The following is an 18,319-nucleotide window of genomic DNA, read 5'->3' as shown; positions in this document are numbered from 1 at the left end:
GGTCGGGGGCGGCGCTGACCGGGGGGAGTCAGCGTGTCAACTCTGTGTTATCACTCGCTCTCCGAACGTGTCATCGATTCACGCGCTTGGGACACGAGAAAAGGGAACCTGCCGTTCGGCCGGTGGCGTTCCGGATATGAACGCTCCCCGTTGGAACGGTTCGGTTCGTTTACGTAAACGGATCGAACGTTCGGGCCGGGCGCGTGCCGAGGTGTCCAGCAGGCTGCCCACCTGGCGCTTTCCCGTACTGAGGTCGCGCGATTACCGAAGATGGAACGGCCGATGACGCACCGTCCCGAAGGGTGATCAATGCTGCTCGCCGTTTCCGCCCCCGCCCAGCACGAGACGCCGATGTACTGGCGGCGCGAGTTCCGGGGCAAGGCCGAACAGGTCCGGTTCGTCCGGGCGTTCGCCGCTCACCTGCTGGCCGACTTCCCGGCGCTGGACGACGTCCTCCTCGTCTTGGACGAGCTGTCCGTCAACGCGATCCAACACACCCGTTCCGGCGACCACGGCGGCCGGTTCATCGTGGACCTGAGCATGGACGTGGCCGGGGTCATCATCTACGTCACCGACCAGGGCGGCCCGGAGGAGCCCCGCCTCCGGAACCTGGCCGAGCTCGCGGAGGGCGGTCGCGGCCTGCTCACCGTGGACGCTCTCGCCGCCACCTGGTCCTGGACGGGCACGCCGGAGGCCCGCACCATCCGCGCCACCTTCCCGGCACAGTCACGCCGCGAGATCTGAGAACTCCGCCGACATCGTGTGATCGCTTGATTACGATCAGCTTTCATGGGTGCTCGAGCGCATTACGTGATCAAGGACGGCGACTCCTGGGAGCGGTACTACTCCCAATGGGGCGGATACTCCCTGGAGCTGGACATGCTGGCGGGGCCGGACCCGGCGACCCGGTTCGCAGGCGGGCAGCGGCCGGACCCGGCGTGGATGTTCGACGGGGAGTGCGACGGGGCGGTTCTCATCGACCACGGTGAGTCGCGCCTGCTCTGGTACTCCGTGTACATCGACGACGCCGCCTACCGCGCCGCGGCTTTGGCGGTCATGGGGCGAACCTGGCCGGGCTGGCGCATCGACTGGGCGTACCAGGGGCTCGGAGACATCGTCGCGGCGGTGGGGGAGGAACCAACGCAGGTGGACGGCAGGTACACGCTCCCTCCGGAGCCGCGCCCGCTGCAGAAGGCGTCGGACTACGAGCCGCTGCCCTGCCTGGTCACCGTGGCCCAGGAAGGCTCCGTCCGAGCGCACATGCTCGAAACCTCCGCGGAGTCCGTCATCGGGAACGGAGCCGGGTCCCTGGCGACGTATTACTTGGGACGGTCACCGGTCGACACCTGGCCGAGGTTTCCGGGCGAAGGGGTACACCTCGATGTGGACGCGCGGAGGGGAGGGGTGTGGACGCTCGGGACTTTCGACCGGCTGCCGGAAGCCGTCGAGATCCTCTGGCCCGGCTGGGAGTGGGAGCACTGGCAGGGGCGTTACCGCGAACAACTCGGCCGGGCCGCCGGAGCGGTCGCCGTTCCCGAGCCTGACCGCCGAGAGGGGCTGCGGAAGCTGGTCGAGCAGTTCGACAGACATCAGGAAGTGGATGCGGCCACGGAGGCGCTCTCCCTCCTGCTCGACGGGCTGGGCCGGCTCACGGCCGCCGCCGGATCCGAGGGGATGCGTGCGACCACCGTGCTCGACAACTCGTTCGCGCATCGCCCGATGGACCTGTCGGACGAGGAACGCGCCGGCGTCCACATCGCCTTCGCCGCGATACTCGGCGACCTTTGAACTCCAGGCGCCCGGTGGGCCCGGTCCGCGCCTGGAGGCGGGCGGTGCCTGGTGCGCCCGAGGTACGGACCCCGGCGACGTCACGCCTTCCGCGACCTGGATCGCAGCAACCGAGGTGTCATCCATGCAAGGGTGAGGACGACGGTGCCGAAGAAGACACCGGTGATGAGGAGCGCGGTCTTCGGCGTCCTGGCGGTGCTGGCCCGGGAGCCGTTCGCGCGCACCTCGATGGCCTTGCCCTCATCGGTGCGGCCGGCGCCTTCGATCTCACCGGAGCGCCGCTCGCCGTCTTCGGTCCAGGAACCGTGGCAGGTCCACAACCTGCCCGACGACTGGCCGGCGGTTGTCCGGGATTCGCAGCGGTCGACGTGCGCCGTGGTGGTGGTGCCCGTCGCGTAGGTCCACAGGCCGGGAGCCACCGCGGCCAGCAGGACGACGAGAAGGGCCACACAGCCGAGGGCGAAGCCGATCTTCCGGGGGGTGAGGAGGTCCGAGCGATCCATGGCCCGGCAGTCTAGGTCGGGAGTGAGTGACCGGAGCCACCTGGACCGGACGTCATCCCTTCGTAAGAACCGGCGGGGGGTTCCGGCATTAGCGTTGCCGACATGAAGACGAGGATCGCGACTTTGGTCGGCGCGGCGTTGCTCGTGGGCGGGTGCGGGGGCGGCGCGACAGATGCGGTCGAACCGGCGACCGCGTCACCCGAGAGCACGGCTTCGCAAGGCTCCGGCGGGGCGGGTGGGGACGTGCACGAGGCGTTGAAGTTCGAAGGCGAGACGCTGGACGGCAAGGCGTTCGACGGCGCGAGCCTGGCGGGCAAGCCGGTGGTGTTCTGGTTCTGGGCGCCCTGGTGTCCCAAGTGCCTCTCCGAAGGCCCCGACGTGGCGAAGGCCGCCGGGAAGTACGGAGACCGGGTCTCGTTCGTCGGCGTCGGGGGGCTGGAGAAGGGAAAGGCCCGGTTGCGGGAGTTCGTCTCCCGTACCGGCACCGAGGGGCTCACCCACCTCGATGACCGGACCGGCAAGCTGTACTCCCACTTCAAGGTGACCTCGCAGTCGTCGTTCGTCTTCATGGCGCCCGACGGGACGATGAGCAAGGACTCCGGGCCACTGGGCGAGTCCGAGCTGAACCGGCACGTCGACGAACTGCTCGGCTGATGGAGCAGGTCTCGCTCGCCTTGGCCGCCGGGCTCGTCGCGGCGTTCAACCCGTGCGGCTTCGCGCTGCTGCCGTCCTATCTGACGCTGCTGATAGCGGCGCCGGGGGCGGGTGGCGTCTGGAGGGCGCTGCGCCTGTCGGCCGCGATGACCGCTGGTTTCGTCACGGTCTTCGGTGTGTTCGGCTTGCTCATCTCCGTGCTGACGACCTCGGTCCAGCAGTACATGCCCTGGCTCACCATCGTCGTTGGCGTGGCCCTGATCGTGCTCGGCGGATGGCTGGTGACCGGACGGGAACTGCTGCTGCGGCTGCCCCGCGTCCAGACGGGCGGGCTGACGGGTTCGCTGGTCGGGCTGTACGGATACGGTGTCTCGTACGCCGTCGCGTCCCTCTCCTGCACCATCGCGCCGTTCCTGGCCGTCACCGGACTGGTGTCCGGCGGCCAGAGCATCGCCGCCGGGCTGGTGGCGTTCGCCGCGTACGGCATCGGCATGGGCGTCGTCGTGGGGCTCCTGTCGATGATGGTGGCCCTGGCGCGCGACGCCGCCGTGGCCCGCACCCGCCGGATCCTGCCGCACGTCTCGCGCGTCAGTGGCGGCCTTCTGCTCTTGGCCGGCCTGTACGTCACCTACTACGGCTGGTACGAGGTGCGCCTGAACGCGGGCGCGTCGGCCGACTCCTCGGTCGTCGGCGCCGCCACCGAGATTCAGGGCGCGCTCTCAGGCTGGGTCGATCAGATCGGAATCTGGTGGATCGCCGCCGCCTTCGGCTGCCTGGCGGCGGCGACCATGGCGGCACACAGGCTCCGCCGCCACCGCCGGACGACGGCCGAGCGGGCCGCACCCGCCCCAGGCCCTCATTGAGCTGAACGGTTCCCCGCGTCCATGAAGGGTCACGGCCGTCCCCGCCTCGGCGACCTTCTCGTAGCGGGTCGGGGCAAGGCGGCTGACGATGTCGTTGCCCTTGCCGAACAGGACGTCCTGACCGTGGATCGACATGCCCCAGGTGTCGTTGGACAGGAGCACCGTGACGACGATGGGCAGGTCATGGCGGACCATGGTGTCGAGTTCCTGGATGTGGAAGGCGACCGCGCCGTCCCCGGTGATCTCGCGACCACCGCAGCCCCTCGCCGGCCAGGACGACGGGGCGTTCGGCGGCGTCCAGCGCCTGTATCGCGCCGGTGAGCGCCTGGCGGCCGGGATCGGTGCGGGCGCCGAGCCGTGGCCGCCCGGCCGGAATGACGCGGGCCTGGTCGACCGGCGTGAACGCCACGTCGATCGGCAGTCTGGTCGATGCCTCCCTGGAGCTCCCGCGTCTCGGCCTCGCGCAGCGGGAGAGCGGCGACGATCACCAGGAGGGGGGCGCCGTCGGCGTAGGTGTTCTCAACAGATACTGGAGGTTCAGTTGGCCGGCAAGGGTTCGGGCTGTACGACGATCTTCACGTGCTCGCCGGGGGAGTGCAGGCCGGCGAACGCGCCGGCGACGCCGTCCAGGCCCACGGTGCCGGTGACGAAGGCGTCCGCGTCGATCCGCCCGCCGGCGAGCAGCCCGAGCGCGTGCGCGAACTCCTCCTGCCGGTAGCCGTAGACGAAGCTGATGGACACCTCCTTCAGGACGGCCGTCACCGGCGTGATCGTCTCCGGCTTGACGGCCACGCCCACGCCGACGATCCGGGTGTGCCGCGGCACCCCGTCGATGACCTGCTGGATCAGCCCCGGGGCGCCGACGCACTCGAAGGCGATGACGTTCCCGGGCGGGAGGCCGTCCGTCAGCAGCGGTGAGGGCGGCCGCTCGACGACGCCCAGTTCGTCCCACCGCTCGTAGGGGGAGTCCTCGGCGGGATCCAGCACGATGTCGGCTCCCAGGCGCCCGGCCAGCGCGCGCCGCGCCGGCGAGAAGTCGCAGGCGGCCACCGGCCCGTGCCCGCCGGCCTTGAGCGCCGCGATCACCGCCAGGCCGATCGGCCCGCATCCCACGACGAGCGCCACGTCGCCCGGACGGGGAGCGGCGGCGGCCACCGCGTGCACGCCCACGGCGAGCGGCTCGGTCAGCGCCGCGTGGTCACTGGGGAGGGCGTCCGGTACGGGCAGGAGCAGCGACTCCTGCATCACCGCCCGCTGGGCGAACCCGCCCGGCAGGACCGTCGACAGCCCGAGCGGCTCCGGACCGGACGGGCCGTCGGCGTAGGGCACCGACACCACCCGCGTCCCCGGCGGGAACCGGCCCGAGACCCCCGGCCCGGCCTCCAGGACCTCCGCGCAGAACTCGTGCCCCATGACGATCCGCGGCGCGTCGTCACCGAACTCCGTGAACGCATCGGCCATGTGCAGATCGGATCCGCAGATTCCCGCCGCGAGGGGCGCGACCAGCACCTGCCCTTCGCGGGCGACCGGCTCCGGAACGTCCCCGACCTGGACGCCGCTTCCCGAGGTGTACGCAGCGATCATCCGGCACACTCCCGACATATCAGTATCAACTGAGATGAAAGTATCAGTTCGCGGGGTTCGGGAGTCCGCATCCGGCAGGCGGGACAGGCCGGATCCGGTCCGCGGCGGGCTGTTCGGGGGCGTCCCGGCGTCGTACGATCAACGCCCGTTCCGGGCGTAAGGCCCGGCTTACCCAGGAGTGGCCATGCGGAAGGCAGTCGTCACCGGCAGCACCAAGGGGATCGGGTTCGCGCTCGCTCGCGAGTTGCTCCGCCGCGGCCACAGCGTGGTCGTCACGGGCCGCACCCAGGAGGCCGTGGACGACGCCGCCGCACGCCTGGAGTCCGAGACGACGGGAGACGCCGAGGTCCACGGGCGCGCCGTGGACGTCACCGACGCCGCACAGGTCGAGAAACTCTGGTCCGCCGCCGTGGACGCGCTCGGCGGCGTGGACCTGTGGATCAACAACGCCGGCGTCGCCAACACCACCCGTCCCATCGTGGACACCACGGCCGGCGACGTCCGCGCGATGGTGACCACGAACATGCTCGGCACCGTGTACGGCTCCCAGGTCGCCGTGCGCGGCATGAGCGGAAGCGGCGGCGGCCAGCTCTTCAACATCCTCGGCGGCGGCAGCGACGGGCGGACCCGTCCGGGCATGGGCGTGTACTCGGCCACCAAACGCGGGCTGGACTCCTTCACCCGGTCCCTCGTCAAGGAGGTCAAGGGCACCGGCGTACGCGTCGGGCAGGTCAGCCCCGGCATGCTCATCACCGAGGGATGGCTCCGCGAGGCCGCAGCCGCCCCGGAACAGGTACGTAACCAGCGCAAGATCCTCAACATCCTGTGCGATCACGTAGACGACGTCGCGCCCTACCTGGTCGACAGGATGCTGGCCAGCACCAAGAACGGCGACGCCGTCAAGTGGCTCACGAACACCCGGATGACGCGAAAGTTCCTCACCCGCAACCACGACGTCCTCACGCGCTACGGCCTGTGACCTTCAGGGGGACGATCACGGGATAGTGGTCGGACGCGTGTCGGCTAGCGGTAGCCGCGTTTGAGGAGGTGTCTGGCTCCGGCCTCGTAGCCTTCGGGGGTGAGCAGGGCGAAACCGAAGGCGTCGCCGAGGCGGTTGGTGATGTTGAAGGCGGCGCAGACGGCCAGCGCGTCCTGGATCTGTTCGGGTGAGGCGCCGGCGGCCAGCACTTCGCGCATGTCCGCGGCTCTCACCGTTCCCTGCCGGGTCAGCTCGCCGAGCATGCGCAGCGTGGCCCGCAGCGGATCCTCGATGGGCGCCGCATCCAGGTCGGCCAGCACCGCCGCGACCCGCGGCTCGTCCTGGTACGCCAGCCTTGAGGTCGCGGTGTGCGCGCCGATGCAGAACTCGCACTCGTTCACCTTCGACACGTAGGCCGCCATCAGTTCCCGGTCGCCCACCGACCAGGCGGAAGGCCCGCGCATCGCCTCTTGGGTGAACTCCTTGGCCGGGGCGCCGTAGAAGTCGGGCCGGTAGAAGACCAGCCTGGCGGCGTCCGGTACCGGGTGGCCGGAGAACAGCCGGATGAGCGCGAACAGCAACTTGGTTCCGGGCTTGTAACCGTGATCGAGAATGTCAAGCCGCATGATCCGGCCCTCCCTTGCCGGTCGCCTCGGCCAGTGCCGCCAGCCCGGCGTCGTACTGCCTGGCGGATTGGCCGACCGCGGCGCAGACCACCAGCTCGAAAACCTGGTCCTCGGTGCAGCCCGAGGCCTTCGCCGCCTCCAGGTCCGCCCCGGTGACCTGCGCCGGGCGGTCGGCGACCTTGCCGATGAGCGCGTCCAACGGTGGGGAGAGGGCTTCTTTGCCGAAGGCGCGTGCTCGCTGGTCCGCGGACGCCTTGCCTGCCCCGTCCAGCACACTTTCCACCAAAGCCCGGTGCGCTGCTCGCTTCCTGTCTTCGTCCGGCACGGTTTCCTCCGCCTCCTTCTTCGCAGCTGGGCTGCCTGGCCTCAGGTATAAGACGATCGGCACGCCTCCCGATACGACACCCGGCCGACGAAGGTGGCCTGCTCCGGTCAGTCCTCGTGCCGGTCCGGTGGCGGGAGGTAGGGGCGGAAGTGGTCGGCGACCATTCCGGCGACGGCATCGGCGGCGAGGGTTCCGTCGATCTCGATCACGCGGATGCCGAGGCGCCGGGCGGTGCGGACGGCGTCGCCGGTGACGAGGCGGTCCCGTTCGAGCCGGTTGCGCTGGGCCCGCTCGGGGTCGCTGACGTCATGTCCGATCGCACCGGCTCGGGTGAGTTCGTGGAGTTGCCGGGCGCGGAACGCTTCGGTGGGCGCCATGACGGCCATCCGCCGGGGCGAGTCGATGATCGGCGCGACCAGCTCGGGGCGGAGCCCCCAGCCTTCGGCGATGACGGGACGTCCGGAGAACAGCGCGCGCAGGTCGTCGAGGGCCCATTCGAAGCGGACCGGGAAGCCGTTCAGGGTCTCGGCGGCCATGTCCTGCGGGGTGGTGTTCACCCAGGTCGCGTCCGGATCCGGGTCGGCGGGAGGCCGGCCGAGCTTGACGCGGCGGGCGATCCGGCGATCGTTGTGGCCGCGGGCGTCGTGGAGGTCGTAGTGGTAGGCGGTCATCCCGAAGCGGACGGCCAGCAGCCGGGCCACGGTGGACTTGCCGGCCCACTGTCCCCCGCCGATCCACAGAACCCGCCGAAGCGTGCCGAGCGGATCCCAGATCTCGGTGCCCGTGTCGTTCCCGGCCACAGGTCTCCTTTTCGGCGGCGACGTGAAGCGACCCCAGGTGGTCGATCACTCAGCGTAATGGCGGGGACTTCTCCGCGGCCACTCACGAGGGGCTGATGATCGTGCGGTCTCCGTCCGTTTCGTAGGCCACGACTTGGACGACCGGGAGGCGGTCCGTTTCGGGGGGTGCGCCGCCGGTGCGCGGGCCCGTCACCATGAGCAGGGGCGCCCCGCCCGGCCGGTCCGCCTTCTTCTCGTGGGTGCCCAGCTCGCCGACCGTCCTCAGCCGTGTGACGTCCGGGCCCGCCGCCGCCACCAGATGCCAGCGCCGGGGCGAGCGCCACCACAGTGCGGTGGCCAGGGTCCCGGCGGACGAGATGGTGTCGCTGTTCGTCCTGCCCCGCTCGGACAGTGCCCGCCCGTCGTCGGAGATCAGGATCGAGGTGCCCGGGGCGCCCTCCGGGGAGGACGCGTCCACCGTGAGGAGCGTGGCCCGGCCGCCGCCGTCGGGTAGTTCGCCGCTCCACAGATGGCCCAGCAGCAGGTCGCCCGACCCGGTCAGCGTCCTGGCCCCCTCGCAGGCGACGGCGTGCAGCGCCGCCCAGCGGAACCGCTCCCGCTGCTCGGGCGGGTCGCGGAACGTCACCTGCGGCGCGGCGGACGCCGGGTCGTGCGAGGCGAGCTGGGTGACCGTCCGCCCGCCCCCGCCGGTGGCCGGCCGGAACGTCATCTGGAACGCCACGTAGTTCTGGCAGCGCCGCGTGAACCAGGACCACGGCAGCGGATCGCTCAGCCCGTCCCGGACCGCCACCGGCGCCCAGTCCGGAGCGCGCCGGGACGGTACCGCCGCGCGCACGTCCCGCAACCACGGCGGGACGAGGTAACGCCACGTCATCCCCACCAGGATGAGCTGCCCGGCGTCCGTCCCGAGCGTGCGGACCGACTCCACGCCGCGCGACAGGCGGCGCTCGAAGTACTGCGCCACGCTGGGCTCGTCCTGCGGGCCGGGGGAGTCGCGCAGCACGACGAGGGACGCGCCGTCCACCGTCCCGGCGTAGAGGAGGACGACGCGGCCGAGCGGCGGGTGGCGGTGGTGGGCCCGCCAGGCGCCGGCGGCCCGGCGCAGCAGCCCGGCGTCGTGGCGCAGCCCGCCCTGGGCGGGCCACTCGTCGATGGTCGGCGTGCCGGTCGCCCGCCAGGCCCGGGGATCGATGGTGGCGGGCTCGCCGGGCTCCTCGTCGGGCTGGGCCAGGACGATCCCGGCGGCCGCCAGCAGCGCCACCGCGAGGACGGTCGCCACGACGGGGCGCCGACCGGGGGGAGGGCGGAGCCGGACGAGGTCGGGCTCGAACGCCTCGATCTCGGCTCGCTGCGCGGCCTCGTCCAGCTCGGTCCGGTCGTCCACCGCAGCGGTGGCCTGGTCCACGTCCCGGAAGTCGGTCTGGAGGTGGACGCTCATTTCCGCGGCGACCTCGGGCGCGGTGAGGCCGTCGCGGCGCAGCAGGTAGGCGAACCGGTCGTGCGGCGGCAGTTCCAGCAGCGCCGCCCGGACCGGGCCCGGCGGGGTCCGCGCGGGCTCGAAGAGGAGGCGGTGCGGTCGTCGCCGCCCGGTGGACGGGTCGGTGAGCAGGCTCGCGACGAGCCGCGCCCGCATGGCCGGGTAACCGCCGCGCCGTACCCGGACCGCCGCGGCGGCGACGCGGCGGGCGCGCGTGAGCGGGGAGTCGCCGTCGTCCAGCACGAGATACGCGAGCCGCAGAAGGGCGGCGTAGTGCTCGCGCTCCACCGTCCGCACGGGGCCACCTCCCGGCCCGTATTATGCGCACCCCCTGGTAACGGCCCGGTTGAGAACGCGGCCAGGCGCGCCATCGAGCCCACCTGCCACACTCGCGCGGGGGCACGCCGGAGGCCCGCCAACACCGCCCCGCCGGTGGACGGCGGGGCGGTGGGCGATCACCTCGTGGTCACCAGTTCTTGTGCTGGACGTCGCCGAGGTCGCAGAAGGTGCAGTTGGGGCTCAGGAAGTCGCCGGTGCGGCGGAACTCCTCGTCGGCCAGGTGCCATCGCAGCCAGGCGGTGATGATGTGCTGTCCGTTGCGGGTGGCGATGATGTGGTCGGTGTTGTCGAGGATGTTGAACCAGACCGGCACATCGGTGTTGGTGTAGTCGCGCTCCATGTTCCCGGTGGCGAAGTCGTCGTCGCCGCCGATGTAGAGAGCCGGCTTCCGGAGGTTGTCCGGGCCGTTGCCGTCGAAGGAGCCGCCGGCCACGTGGATGGTGGTCGCCAGCCGAGGCTCGCCGGCGACGTCGAACGTCCCGATCGAACCCCGGGAATGGCCGCCGAAGGCCACCTCGGAAAGGTCGAGGTCCTGGTACAGGGGGCCGGCCGGCCTGGCGTTCTGGGTTTCGAGCCAGTCGAGGGCGTCGACCATGTAGTCGCCGTCACTGGAGGAGACCTCGCTGTAGACGACGAACCCGTGCGAGGCCCACTGGCGCAGCATGTCCTCGTAGTCGGACGGGTCGGACCCCGCCCCCGGGCCCCATACGAGGATAGGGTGGTCCACGCCGTTCTGGCCGGCGTTCGCCGGGTACACCAGCCATCCGTCGTCGCCGGGGCCGGCGGATTCGTCGATGGTCACCGCGTAGGGGCCGGGTTCGGTGACGTCGTCCACCGGGGGCAGCGTCCCGCCGGGGGGCTCGCCGCCGTTCCCGGCCTCGACGAGGACGTCGTCGACGGTCAGGGTCTCCAGGATGCTGCTGGCCTCCAGGGAGAAGCGCAGCCGCAGGTCGCCGCCCTCCGCCGACGCCGGCAACCGGAACGATGCCGCGCCCGTGGCGGTGCGCGACGATTCCAGCGCGGTGAACGTGCCGCCGTCGACCGAGTAGGCGACGGTGAAGGTCTCACCGAGGTCGAGCCCGGACGCCGCCCGGGTGTACGACACCGTCACGTCGCTGCGCCCGGTCAGGTCGATGGCGGCGGACGTCATGGCCGGGCTGGACACCCGCGACCCGCGCAACCGGGCGCCGTAGGTTCCGGTGCTGACGGAGCCCGTGGCGGTGAAGGTGCCGAGCCCGTCGGAGAAGTCCTCGCCGTAGACCGGGGTCGCGGCGGAGGCCGGGGCCGCAACGGCGCCGGCGGCGCCCATGGCCACGATGCCGATGGCCACCGCGCCGGATCTTCGCAGGCGCCCGCTGATGCGAGACATGTCTGAACTCCCTTCGTGCCGCGCCGGTCGAGTTCGTCGGCGCTCCCGTCATGCCGAGTGCGTGCGTCGCCCTCGCCGGTTCGAGTCAAGCCGCGATCGCGGAAACGGGGATCGGTGAAATCGCCGGTGTTGCGCCGGCGGTGTTCCGGTGCCTGGCGGCGGGGCTAGCGGCGGCGGGACGCGGCGTCCAGTGCCGTCGTGCTGGTGTTCCACATGTTGTCGGCGACGTTGACCGTGTGGCCGGGCGGGACGATCTCGTCGATGGCGTCGAGCACGTCACTGGACAGGGTGATGTCGTCGGCCGTCAGGTACGACTCGAGGTGCTCCATCGTGCGCGGGCCGACGATCGCGGACGTGACCGCCGGGTGGCGGATGACGAACGCGATCGCGAGCTGGACGAGCGTCAGCCCGGCCTCGTCGGCGAGCGACCCGAGGGCGTCGGCCGCGTCGAGCTTCGCCGCGTTGGCCGGGGACGTGGCGTCGTAGGCGTGGGCGAACCGCTGCCGCCGCGACGCCGAGCCCGGCCCCTCGATCTCCCGGCCCTTGCGGTACCCGCCCGCCAGCCAGCCGCCGGCCAGCGGGCTGTAGGCTAGGACGCCCATCCCGTGCCGCAGGCAGGTCGGCAGCACGTCGTACTCGGCGGCGCGAGCCAGGACGGAGTACGGGGGCTGCTCGGTGCGCGGGCGCTCACGGCCGCGGCGCTCCGCGGTCCAGTGCGCCTCGACGATCTCGGACGGGGCGGCCGTCGAGGTGCCGAACATCCGGATCTTCCCGGCGTGGACCAGGTCGGACAGCACGCCCAGGGTCTCGTCGATGTCCACGGCGGGATCGAGACGGTGGACCTGGAAGAGGTCGATCCGGTCGGTCCCCAGCCGGCGCAGTGAGCCTTCGACCGCCTCGGTGATCCATCGCCGCGATGTCCCGCGCTGGTTGGGGTCCTCGCCGAACGGCAGGCCGGCCTTCGTGGCCAGGACGACGTTGTCGCGCCGGCCGCCGGCGAGCGCCTTGCCCACGATCTGCTCCGACTCGCCGGCGGAGTAGAAGTCGGCGGTGTCGACGAAATTGATCCCCGCGTCGAGGGCGCGGTGGACGATCTTGATCGAGTCCTCGTGGTCAGGGTTGCCGAAGGGGCCGAACATCATCGTGCCCAGGCACAGCGGGCTGACGGAGACGCCGGTGCGGCCAAGAGGGCGGTAGTGCATGGAGAGCTCCTTCGATCGCCGCGGGGTGCGGCGCAGGAATGGGATACGCTGCCCGCAGAAACGAACAACCTATCCGGTACTGTACCGGATAACCTATCCACTTTGGAAGTCCAGTTGCCCCCATCACCCATGAGACGTGCCGACGCCGAGCGCAACCGCGAGAAGATCCTCGACGTCGCCCGCGCCGCGCTCGCCGACTCCGGTGCCGGAGTGTCGATGGCCGAGATCTCGCGGCGCGCGGGAGTCGGCATGGCGACGCTCTACCGCAACTTCCCCAGCCGTCGAGACCTCCTGGAGGCCCTCTACACCGACCAGGTCACCGCCGTCTGCGAGGCCGCGGCGACGGTCGGCGGCGATACGCCCGGGGCCGTGCTCACGGCCTGGCTGCAACGCTTCCTGGCCTTCACATCCGGCAAGCGCCACATCGCGTCCGAGTTGCTCGCCGGCCCCGACGGTGGCAGCCCCGTCTTCGGCCAGAGCCGCGCCAGAGTGCTCGACGCGGGCCGGCCGCTCCTCGCCGCGGCGCAGGAGGCCGGTGAAGTCCGCCTGGACCTTACGCTGGAGCAGATCCTCGACATGATCGTCGCCATCGCCGCGATCAGCGGCGACGCCGGCTACCTCCAGCCGATCCTCCGGGCCGCGTTCGACGGACTGCGCCCCCCGGCCGACGCGTAGCGCCACACGGTGCGCCGGGGCGTTCCTCTCGATTCCGCGGTCGGCGGAATGCCTGGGAGCTGCCCGCGTGTCCGGCTTACGATGCGGGCATGGCCGAGATCGTCCGACCGCTTATGCCCGCCGATGAGACGCCGCACGAGCCGGACCCTCCGCGCCGCGGGGACGGGCTCGACCACGAGCCGCTGTGGCGCGAAGTGCTCGGGCAATGCCTGCGGCGCCTGCGCAACGAGCGTGGCGAGATACTGGTCGAGACCGCGCGCCGGGCCGGGGTCTCGCCGCAGTACCTGTCCGAGATCGAACGCGGCGTCAAGGAGCCTTCGAGCGAGATGATCGCCGCGGTCGCCGGGGCCCTGGACGTGACCCTCGCCGACCTGACGCTCGCCGTCGGCACGAGCCTGAGCGGTGCGCCGGCGAGGGCCGCCGCCCCGGCCGGTCACACCGCATACGCCCTGGCCGCCTAGGCGGGGTTCGCCGGCAGGGCCTCAGGACACGGCGGTGCGGGAGAGGTCCGGGAGCGGCCCGAGTTCCCGGGCCATCGCGGCCGCCTCGCCGCGCGAGCTGACCCCGAGCTTGTCCAGGACGTTGGCGACGTGGTACTTGACGGTGTGTTCGCTGATGTGCAGGCGTTCGGCGATCTGCCGGTTGCGCCGGCCCCGGGTCAGCTGATCCAGCACCTCGACCTCGCGGGGATTGAGCCGGGCCAGCGGATGCGCCTGCGCCGGCGCTGCCGCGCCGAGCGGGAACCGGGCCGTGATGGTGGTCCCCCAGCCGGGCACCGCGTCCAGGTCCAGCCGGGCTTCGAGGGGACGCAGGCGTGCGGCGAGCCGGAGGACGACCGGGTCCTCGGCGTCCAGCACGCCCGGTCCATCGTCCCGGACGCGGACGCACAGCGTTCCCTTCTCGGCTTCCCACGCCACCCGGATGCGGGTCACCCCCGCATGGTCGAGGAGGGCGAGCACGGCCCCGCGTACGGTCGCGCGGGCGGCGTTGGCCACGTTCCCCGGCAGCGGGCGCCCCGGGTGCGCGGGCTCGGCGAGTTCCAGGTGCGCCCGGTGGTGCCGCATGAGCAGGACGAGCTTGTCGGCCATCTGGGCGAAGGCGCCTCCCACCGTTTCCTCACCGAGGTCGCGGGCGGGCTCGCCGTCGGCGCGCAGCTCGACCAGCGCGGCGGCGGCGATGTCGGTCGCGGTGCGCCGGGCCGTCCCGTCGGGGAGGTCACGGGAGCGCAGCGCCCCCAGAAGGGTGGTCAGGGTGGCGGCGTGCGCGTCGGCCAGCTCGGCGACGGCACGCTCCCGCTCGCCGGCCGCGATCCGCGAACGTTCCAGGACACCGGGTTCCATTTGGGCGTTGAGGGTGCGGATCTGGATGACCGCCAGGTCCCAGAGGTGCTGCGCCAGCCGGCACCGGCCAGGCTCGGGCGAGCCCTCCCCTGACAGGACGAACGCCAGGAGCGAGCCCGCCGATCCGGGCGGGGACGAGGCGACGGCCAGCACCGGCCGGGTCGCGGGGCCCAGCGTGATGCCCCCGCACCACGGCTCGCCGACCTGAACCTCTTCGGCCAGCCTGGTCAGTTCGGCCGCATCCGCCCGCTCTGTCAGCTCCGCGTCCCCGCACGACCTCAGCGGGGCGGCGATGCAGTCACCGGTCAGCATCAGCAGTGCGTCATGGGGCACCAGATCGGCGGTGACGGCCGACAGCCGCGGCAGGACCTCGCTCAGCGGGGCCTGAAGCAGGGTGCCGACGGCCGTCAGCGCATGCTCGGTCCCGGCCCACTCTCCCATCGCCATAGTGATCACTGTATGTGGCGCCGGAACCCGCCGCGCTCGCTCTTTCGGGCAGGTGGCACTACTCCAACGGACGGGTCATCGCGGCGGGACCGCCCGTGATGCTGGGGATCGGGGACCGCCCCCGCCGCCGTCGGCGGGGCGGCCCTGGATCCCAGTGGACGCGACGAACGGAAGGCCACATGAACATGAACCGCCAACTCCTGCAGGACATCGGGCTCCTTCTAGGGCGCCTCGGTCTCGGTGCCGTCTTCCTCGCCTACGGGTGGCAGAAGCTGACCGACTGGAGCCTGTCCGGAACCGCGGAGATCATGGGTGGCGGCGGAGTCCCGCTGCCGACCCTCAGCGCCTACTTCACGACCTTCACCGAGATCGTGGCGGGAGCCGCCCTGATCGCCGGCGTCGGCGTCCGCCTCGCCGGGGCCCTGACCGCGTTCATCATGGCCGGGGCGGTGGTCTTCGTGCACGGCGGCAACGGGATCTACGTCGACGACGACGGCTACGGATTCGTCCTGGCCCTCGGCCTGACCTCGCTGATGCTCGCCGCGACCGGAGCGGGCCGCTTCGGCGTCGACCACTGGCTGGCCGGCCGCTTCCGCGGTCGGGACCGGGAGGCTCAGCACGCCGCCTGACACCGTATCGAGGTAGGGCACCGCATGGACGGGACGAGGAGATGGGGCGAGACATGGACGGACCGGAGGCGACCCGGCGTACCGTGCTGGGGACGCTGGGTGGAGCCGCGCTGTGGGCGGTGACGGGCTGCGATACCGCGGCCGATCCAGGGGCGGCGCGCCCACCCGAACGGACGGGCACGGCCGGGGCGGGCACATCGTCCATGTGCGTCCTCGCCCCGGAAGGGAGCGAGGGCCCCTACTACGTGGATCACAACGTCCTGCGGCGCGACATCGCCGAAGGCAGGCCGGGAGTGCCCCTGAACCTGCGGACGACCGTGCTGGACGTGCGGACGTGCCGCCCGATCCAGGGCGCCGCGGTGGAGGTGTGGCACGCGGACGCCTCCGCCGTCTACACCGGGCAGCTCTACTTCGACGACCGGGTGAACGCCGCGGTGGCCGACGGCCCGTACGCCCGGCGAGGTGCGCAGCGGACCGTCAACGACGACGACATGTTCTTCCCGCAGTACGGCGAGCAGTCGACCCTCACCGTGACGGGCTCCCCGGGGAGGGGATACCGGGCCTCCATCATGCTCGGCGTCAGGAGGTGAGCAGGTTCTGCGCAGTCTGGTGGCGTTCCTCGATCACGTGGTCGATGAGGCCGTAGTCCAGCGCCGCGTGCGCGGTGAACACGCGGTCGCGGTCGGTGTCGGTGCGCAGCGTCGCGGTGTCCCGCCCGGTGTGCCGCGACAGGATCTGCTCGATGTCGGAGCGGACTCGGACGACCTCGTCCGCCTGGAGGATCAGGTCGGGGATCGCACCGCGCCCCTGCCCGACCGGCTGGTGCAGGACCACACGGGTGTGCGGCAGCGCGGCACGCTTGCCGGGCGTGCCCGCGGCCAGGAGCACGGCGCCGACGGCGACCGCCTGCCCGACGCACGTCGTCGCCACCTGCGGGCGGATGTAGCGCAGGGTGTCGTACACGGCGAGCATCGCGCTCGGGTCTCCGCCTTCGCAGTTGATGTACAGCTGGATGTCGCGGTCGGGGCTGTCGGCCTCCAGGTGCAGCAGCTGCGCGACGAGGGCGTTCGCGACGCCCGCGTCGATGCCGGTGCCGAGATAGATGATCCGCTCGGTGAGCAGGTGCGAGTAGACGTCCATGATCCGTTCACCGCGAGGGTTCTGCGAGATCACGTTGGGGATCGTGTAGGTGCTCATCGGGCACCTCCTTCCGAGGGGACACCGAGCCCGACGGGGCGGTGGTCGGCGGGGACGACCTCGTCCAGCGTGCTGACGACCGAGTCGACGAACCCGTAGTCGATCGCCTCCTGTGCCGTGTACCAGCGGTCGTGCAACGAGTCCTCGAAGACCCTCTCGAGGGGCTGCCCGGTGTCCTCGGCGATGAGCCCGAGGACGGTGTCGCGGGTGTGGCGCAGGTCGTTGGCCTGCAGTTCGATGTCGACGGCGGCGCCGGCGATCCCGGCGGAGCCCTGGTGCATCAGGACGCGGGAGTGCGGCAAGGCGCGGCGCTTGCCGCGGGCGCCCGACGACAGCAGGAACTGGCCGGCGCTGTAGGCGATGCCGAGCACCAGCGTGGACACGTCGCACGGGACGAGCCGCATGACGTCGCGGATCGCGAGCATCGAGGGCACCGACCCGCCGTGGGAATGGATCCAAAGCGCGATGTCGGTCGACGAGTCCTCCCTCGCCAATGTCATCAGCTGCGTCGCCAGCAGGGTGCCGTTGTCGTCGTCGAGCGCGCCGTCGAGGACGAGCACGCGCTGCTGGTAAAGCTCGCGCCGCACTCGTTCGTTGAACAACGGGGCTTTCTGTTCCTCGCTCATGACTCAACCCTGCGCCGGTCCCGGCACCGGTTACAGCGGTATCTGCCCACGGCAGATCCGCTCAGAGCAGCAGAGCCGCGCACGGCCGCTTCGGCTGCCGAGCCGGGGCGGGGGTCACACGCCGGAAGGTCCGGGAGCGCGGCCGGTCAGGCGGGTGGTCAGGGTTCGGGCGGTCGTGCGGATGGAGGCGGCCAGGGCGGGCCAGGTTCCTTCGGGGTGGTCCTCACGGCGGAACGTGACCGTGATCGCGGCGGTGGGGCGGGCGGTGTGGTCGAAGGCGCAGGCGGCGATGCTGGCGAAGCCTTCGGTGATGTGGCCGTCCTCCGCCGACCAGCCGCGGCGGGCGTCTTCGGCGAGGGTCCGGCGGAGTTCGCGCAGTGACGCCGGGCCGCGGCCCGTGCGGTCGACGAGATGGCCGGGGAACAGGGCGCGGACCTGGGCGGGGGGCAGGTGCGCGAGCATCGAGCGGCCGCTGGCGGTGAGGTGGGCGGGCATGCGGACGCCCACGTCGGTGAGCAGGACGGCATGCCCGGGTGGCTGTTCCTTGAGCAGGTAGAGGGTCTCCGCGCCGTGCAGGACGCCCAGCTGGACGATCTCGCCCACCCGGTCCACCAGGCGGCGGAGGAGGGGGCGGGCGAGGCGTTCCAGGGGTTCGTGGCGCAGGTAGGCGGAGCCGACCTCGAACGCGGCCACGCCCAGGCCCCAGCGGCGTTCCTCCGGGATGGAGGTGACGAAGCCGTCCTCGGCCATGGCGGTCAGAAGGTGGTACGTGCTGGAGCGGGGGAGGCCGAGCGAGCGGGCGATCGCCGAGGCGGGCAGCGGGCCGGGCGCGCCCGCGAGCAGGCGCAGGACGGCCAGGGCGCGGCGGGCGGCGGGCACCTGGCTCATGGCGGCAT

General features: G+C 71.8%; 22 protein-coding genes. 9 read left to right on the top strand and 13 right to left on the bottom strand.

The genetic code is table 11. From position 1 onward, the window contains the following. The first annotated feature begins 309 nt into the window (after positions 1-309). Both E1285_RS33795 and E1285_RS33790 read left to right on the top strand, forming a co-directional pair. On the top strand, positions 310-744 hold the full coding sequence (locus E1285_RS33795) for an ATP-binding protein (RefSeq protein ID WP_132158648.1): 435 nt from the start codon (positions 310-312) through the stop codon (positions 742-744). 45 nt (positions 745-789) lie between these two features. Next, complete coding sequence (locus tag E1285_RS33790; RefSeq protein ID WP_132158647.1) at positions 790-1,788, top strand: hypothetical protein; 999 nt, start codon at positions 790-792, stop codon at positions 1,786-1,788. Positions 1,789-1,868: 80 nt separating this feature from the next. Here the strand turns inward: E1285_RS33790 and E1285_RS33785 are convergent, their stop codons facing one another. Beyond that, positions 1,869-2,291, bottom strand: a complete 423-nt coding sequence (locus E1285_RS33785) for a hypothetical protein (protein ID WP_132158646.1) — start codon at positions 2,289-2,291, stop codon at positions 1,869-1,871. Positions 2,292-2,393: 102 nt separating this feature from the next. On the opposite strand from E1285_RS33785, the gene E1285_RS33780 reads away from it, so the two are divergent. Beyond that, positions 2,394-2,945, top strand: coding sequence for a redoxin domain-containing protein (locus tag E1285_RS33780; RefSeq protein ID WP_132158645.1), 552 nt, complete (start codon positions 2,394-2,396; stop codon positions 2,943-2,945). Continuing rightward, positions 2,945-3,808 carry a cytochrome c biogenesis CcdA family protein gene (locus E1285_RS47760; RefSeq protein ID WP_132158644.1) on the top strand — a complete coding sequence of 288 codons (864 nt, stop codon included), beginning with the start codon at positions 2,945-2,947 and terminating at the stop codon, positions 3,806-3,808. The genes E1285_RS33780 and E1285_RS47760 overlap by 1 nt, the downstream gene beginning before the upstream one ends. A 181-nt stretch (positions 3,809-3,989) precedes the next feature. Here E1285_RS47760 and E1285_RS47755 read toward each other — a convergent pair whose 3' ends face one another. Beyond that, complete coding sequence (locus tag E1285_RS47755; protein WP_243723234.1) at positions 3,990-4,217, bottom strand: hypothetical protein; 228 nt, start codon at positions 4,215-4,217, stop codon at positions 3,990-3,992. Between the two features lie 128 nt (positions 4,218-4,345). After that, on the bottom strand, positions 4,346-5,392 hold the full coding sequence (locus E1285_RS33765; protein ID WP_132158643.1) for a zinc-binding dehydrogenase: 1,047 nt from the start codon (positions 5,390-5,392) through the stop codon (positions 4,346-4,348). A 184-nt stretch (positions 5,393-5,576) separates the two neighbouring features. Between E1285_RS33765 and E1285_RS33760 the strand changes: the two genes are divergently transcribed. After that, complete coding sequence (locus E1285_RS33760) at positions 5,577-6,371, top strand: SDR family oxidoreductase (RefSeq protein WP_132158642.1); 795 nt, start codon at positions 5,577-5,579, stop codon at positions 6,369-6,371. A gap of 44 nt (positions 6,372-6,415) precedes the next feature. Here the strand turns inward: E1285_RS33760 and E1285_RS33755 are convergent, their stop codons facing one another. The 6 genes from E1285_RS33755 to E1285_RS33730 all read right to left on the bottom strand — a co-directional run bounded on the left by E1285_RS33755 (position 6,416) and on the right by E1285_RS33730 (position 12,509). Then, a complete protein-coding gene (locus tag E1285_RS33755) occupies positions 6,416-6,997 on the bottom strand; it encodes a carboxymuconolactone decarboxylase family protein (RefSeq protein ID WP_132158641.1) in 582 nt (193 codons plus the stop codon). Continuing rightward, on the bottom strand, positions 6,987-7,322 hold the full coding sequence (locus E1285_RS33750; RefSeq protein WP_132158640.1) for a hypothetical protein: 336 nt from the start codon (positions 7,320-7,322) through the stop codon (positions 6,987-6,989). Before E1285_RS33750 ends, E1285_RS33755 begins: the two co-directional genes overlap by 11 nt. Before the next feature lie 107 nt (positions 7,323-7,429). After that, positions 7,430-8,122: a hypothetical protein gene (locus E1285_RS33745; protein WP_132158639.1), complete on the bottom strand. Its 693-nt coding sequence runs from the start codon at positions 8,120-8,122 to the stop codon at positions 7,430-7,432. 82 nt (positions 8,123-8,204) lie between these two features. After that, entirely contained in the window at positions 8,205-9,896 is a 1,692-nt protein-coding gene (locus E1285_RS33740) for a sigma-70 region 4 domain-containing protein (protein WP_132158638.1), read from the bottom strand. A gap of 169 nt (positions 9,897-10,065) precedes the next feature. Then, positions 10,066-11,307 (bottom strand): hypothetical protein, encoded by a 1,242-nt coding sequence (locus E1285_RS33735; RefSeq protein ID WP_132158637.1) that lies wholly within the window; start codon positions 11,305-11,307, stop codon positions 10,066-10,068. 164 nt (positions 11,308-11,471) lie between these two features. Continuing rightward, a complete protein-coding gene (locus tag E1285_RS33730) occupies positions 11,472-12,509 on the bottom strand; it encodes an aldo/keto reductase (protein WP_132158636.1) in 1,038 nt (345 codons plus the stop codon). 129 nt (positions 12,510-12,638) lie between these two features. Between E1285_RS33730 and E1285_RS33725 the strand changes: the two genes are divergently transcribed. Then, positions 12,639-13,184 (top strand): TetR/AcrR family transcriptional regulator, encoded by a 546-nt coding sequence (locus E1285_RS33725; RefSeq protein WP_132158635.1) that lies wholly within the window; start codon positions 12,639-12,641, stop codon positions 13,182-13,184. 89 nt (positions 13,185-13,273) lie between these two features. Further along, complete coding sequence (locus tag E1285_RS33720; RefSeq protein WP_132158634.1) at positions 13,274-13,645, top strand: helix-turn-helix transcriptional regulator; 372 nt, start codon at positions 13,274-13,276, stop codon at positions 13,643-13,645. Between the two features lie 21 nt (positions 13,646-13,666). On the opposite strand, the gene E1285_RS33715 is transcribed toward E1285_RS33720, so the two are convergent. After that, positions 13,667-14,971: a LuxR C-terminal-related transcriptional regulator gene (locus tag E1285_RS33715; protein ID WP_132158633.1), complete on the bottom strand. Its 1,305-nt coding sequence runs from the start codon at positions 14,969-14,971 to the stop codon at positions 13,667-13,669. Positions 14,972-15,150: 179 nt separating this feature from the next. On the opposite strand from E1285_RS33715, the gene E1285_RS33710 reads away from it, so the two are divergent. Further along, entirely contained in the window at positions 15,151-15,600 is a 450-nt protein-coding gene (locus E1285_RS33710) for a DoxX family protein (protein ID WP_132158632.1), read from the top strand. A 53-nt stretch (positions 15,601-15,653) separates the two neighbouring features. Continuing rightward, complete coding sequence (locus E1285_RS33705; protein WP_132158631.1) at positions 15,654-16,190, top strand: hypothetical protein; 537 nt, start codon at positions 15,654-15,656, stop codon at positions 16,188-16,190. On the opposite strand, the gene E1285_RS33700 is transcribed toward E1285_RS33705, so the two are convergent. The 3 genes from E1285_RS33700 to E1285_RS33690 all read right to left on the bottom strand — a co-directional run bounded on the left by E1285_RS33700 (position 16,180) and on the right by E1285_RS33690 (position 18,311). Continuing rightward, positions 16,180-16,797, bottom strand: a complete 618-nt coding sequence (locus tag E1285_RS33700; RefSeq protein WP_132158630.1) for an ATP-dependent Clp protease proteolytic subunit — start codon at positions 16,795-16,797, stop codon at positions 16,180-16,182. The genes E1285_RS33705 and E1285_RS33700 overlap by 11 nt on opposite strands. After that, positions 16,794-17,423, bottom strand: a complete 630-nt coding sequence (locus E1285_RS33695; RefSeq protein ID WP_132158629.1) for an ATP-dependent Clp protease proteolytic subunit — start codon at positions 17,421-17,423, stop codon at positions 16,794-16,796. Before E1285_RS33695 ends, E1285_RS33700 begins: the two co-directional genes overlap by 4 nt. A 114-nt stretch (positions 17,424-17,537) precedes the next feature. Continuing rightward, positions 17,538-18,311, bottom strand: a complete 774-nt coding sequence (locus E1285_RS33690) for an IclR family transcriptional regulator (protein ID WP_132158649.1) — start codon at positions 18,309-18,311, stop codon at positions 17,538-17,540. Positions 18,312-18,319: the final 8 nt, after the last annotated feature.

This window comes from Actinomadura sp. 7K507 (assembly GCF_004348425.1).
Classification (GTDB): domain Bacteria; phylum Actinomycetota; class Actinomycetes; order Streptosporangiales; family Streptosporangiaceae; genus Spirillospora.
Note: the sequence above shows the minus strand (reverse complement) of the source record. Positions and strands in the feature narration are given on the sequence as shown.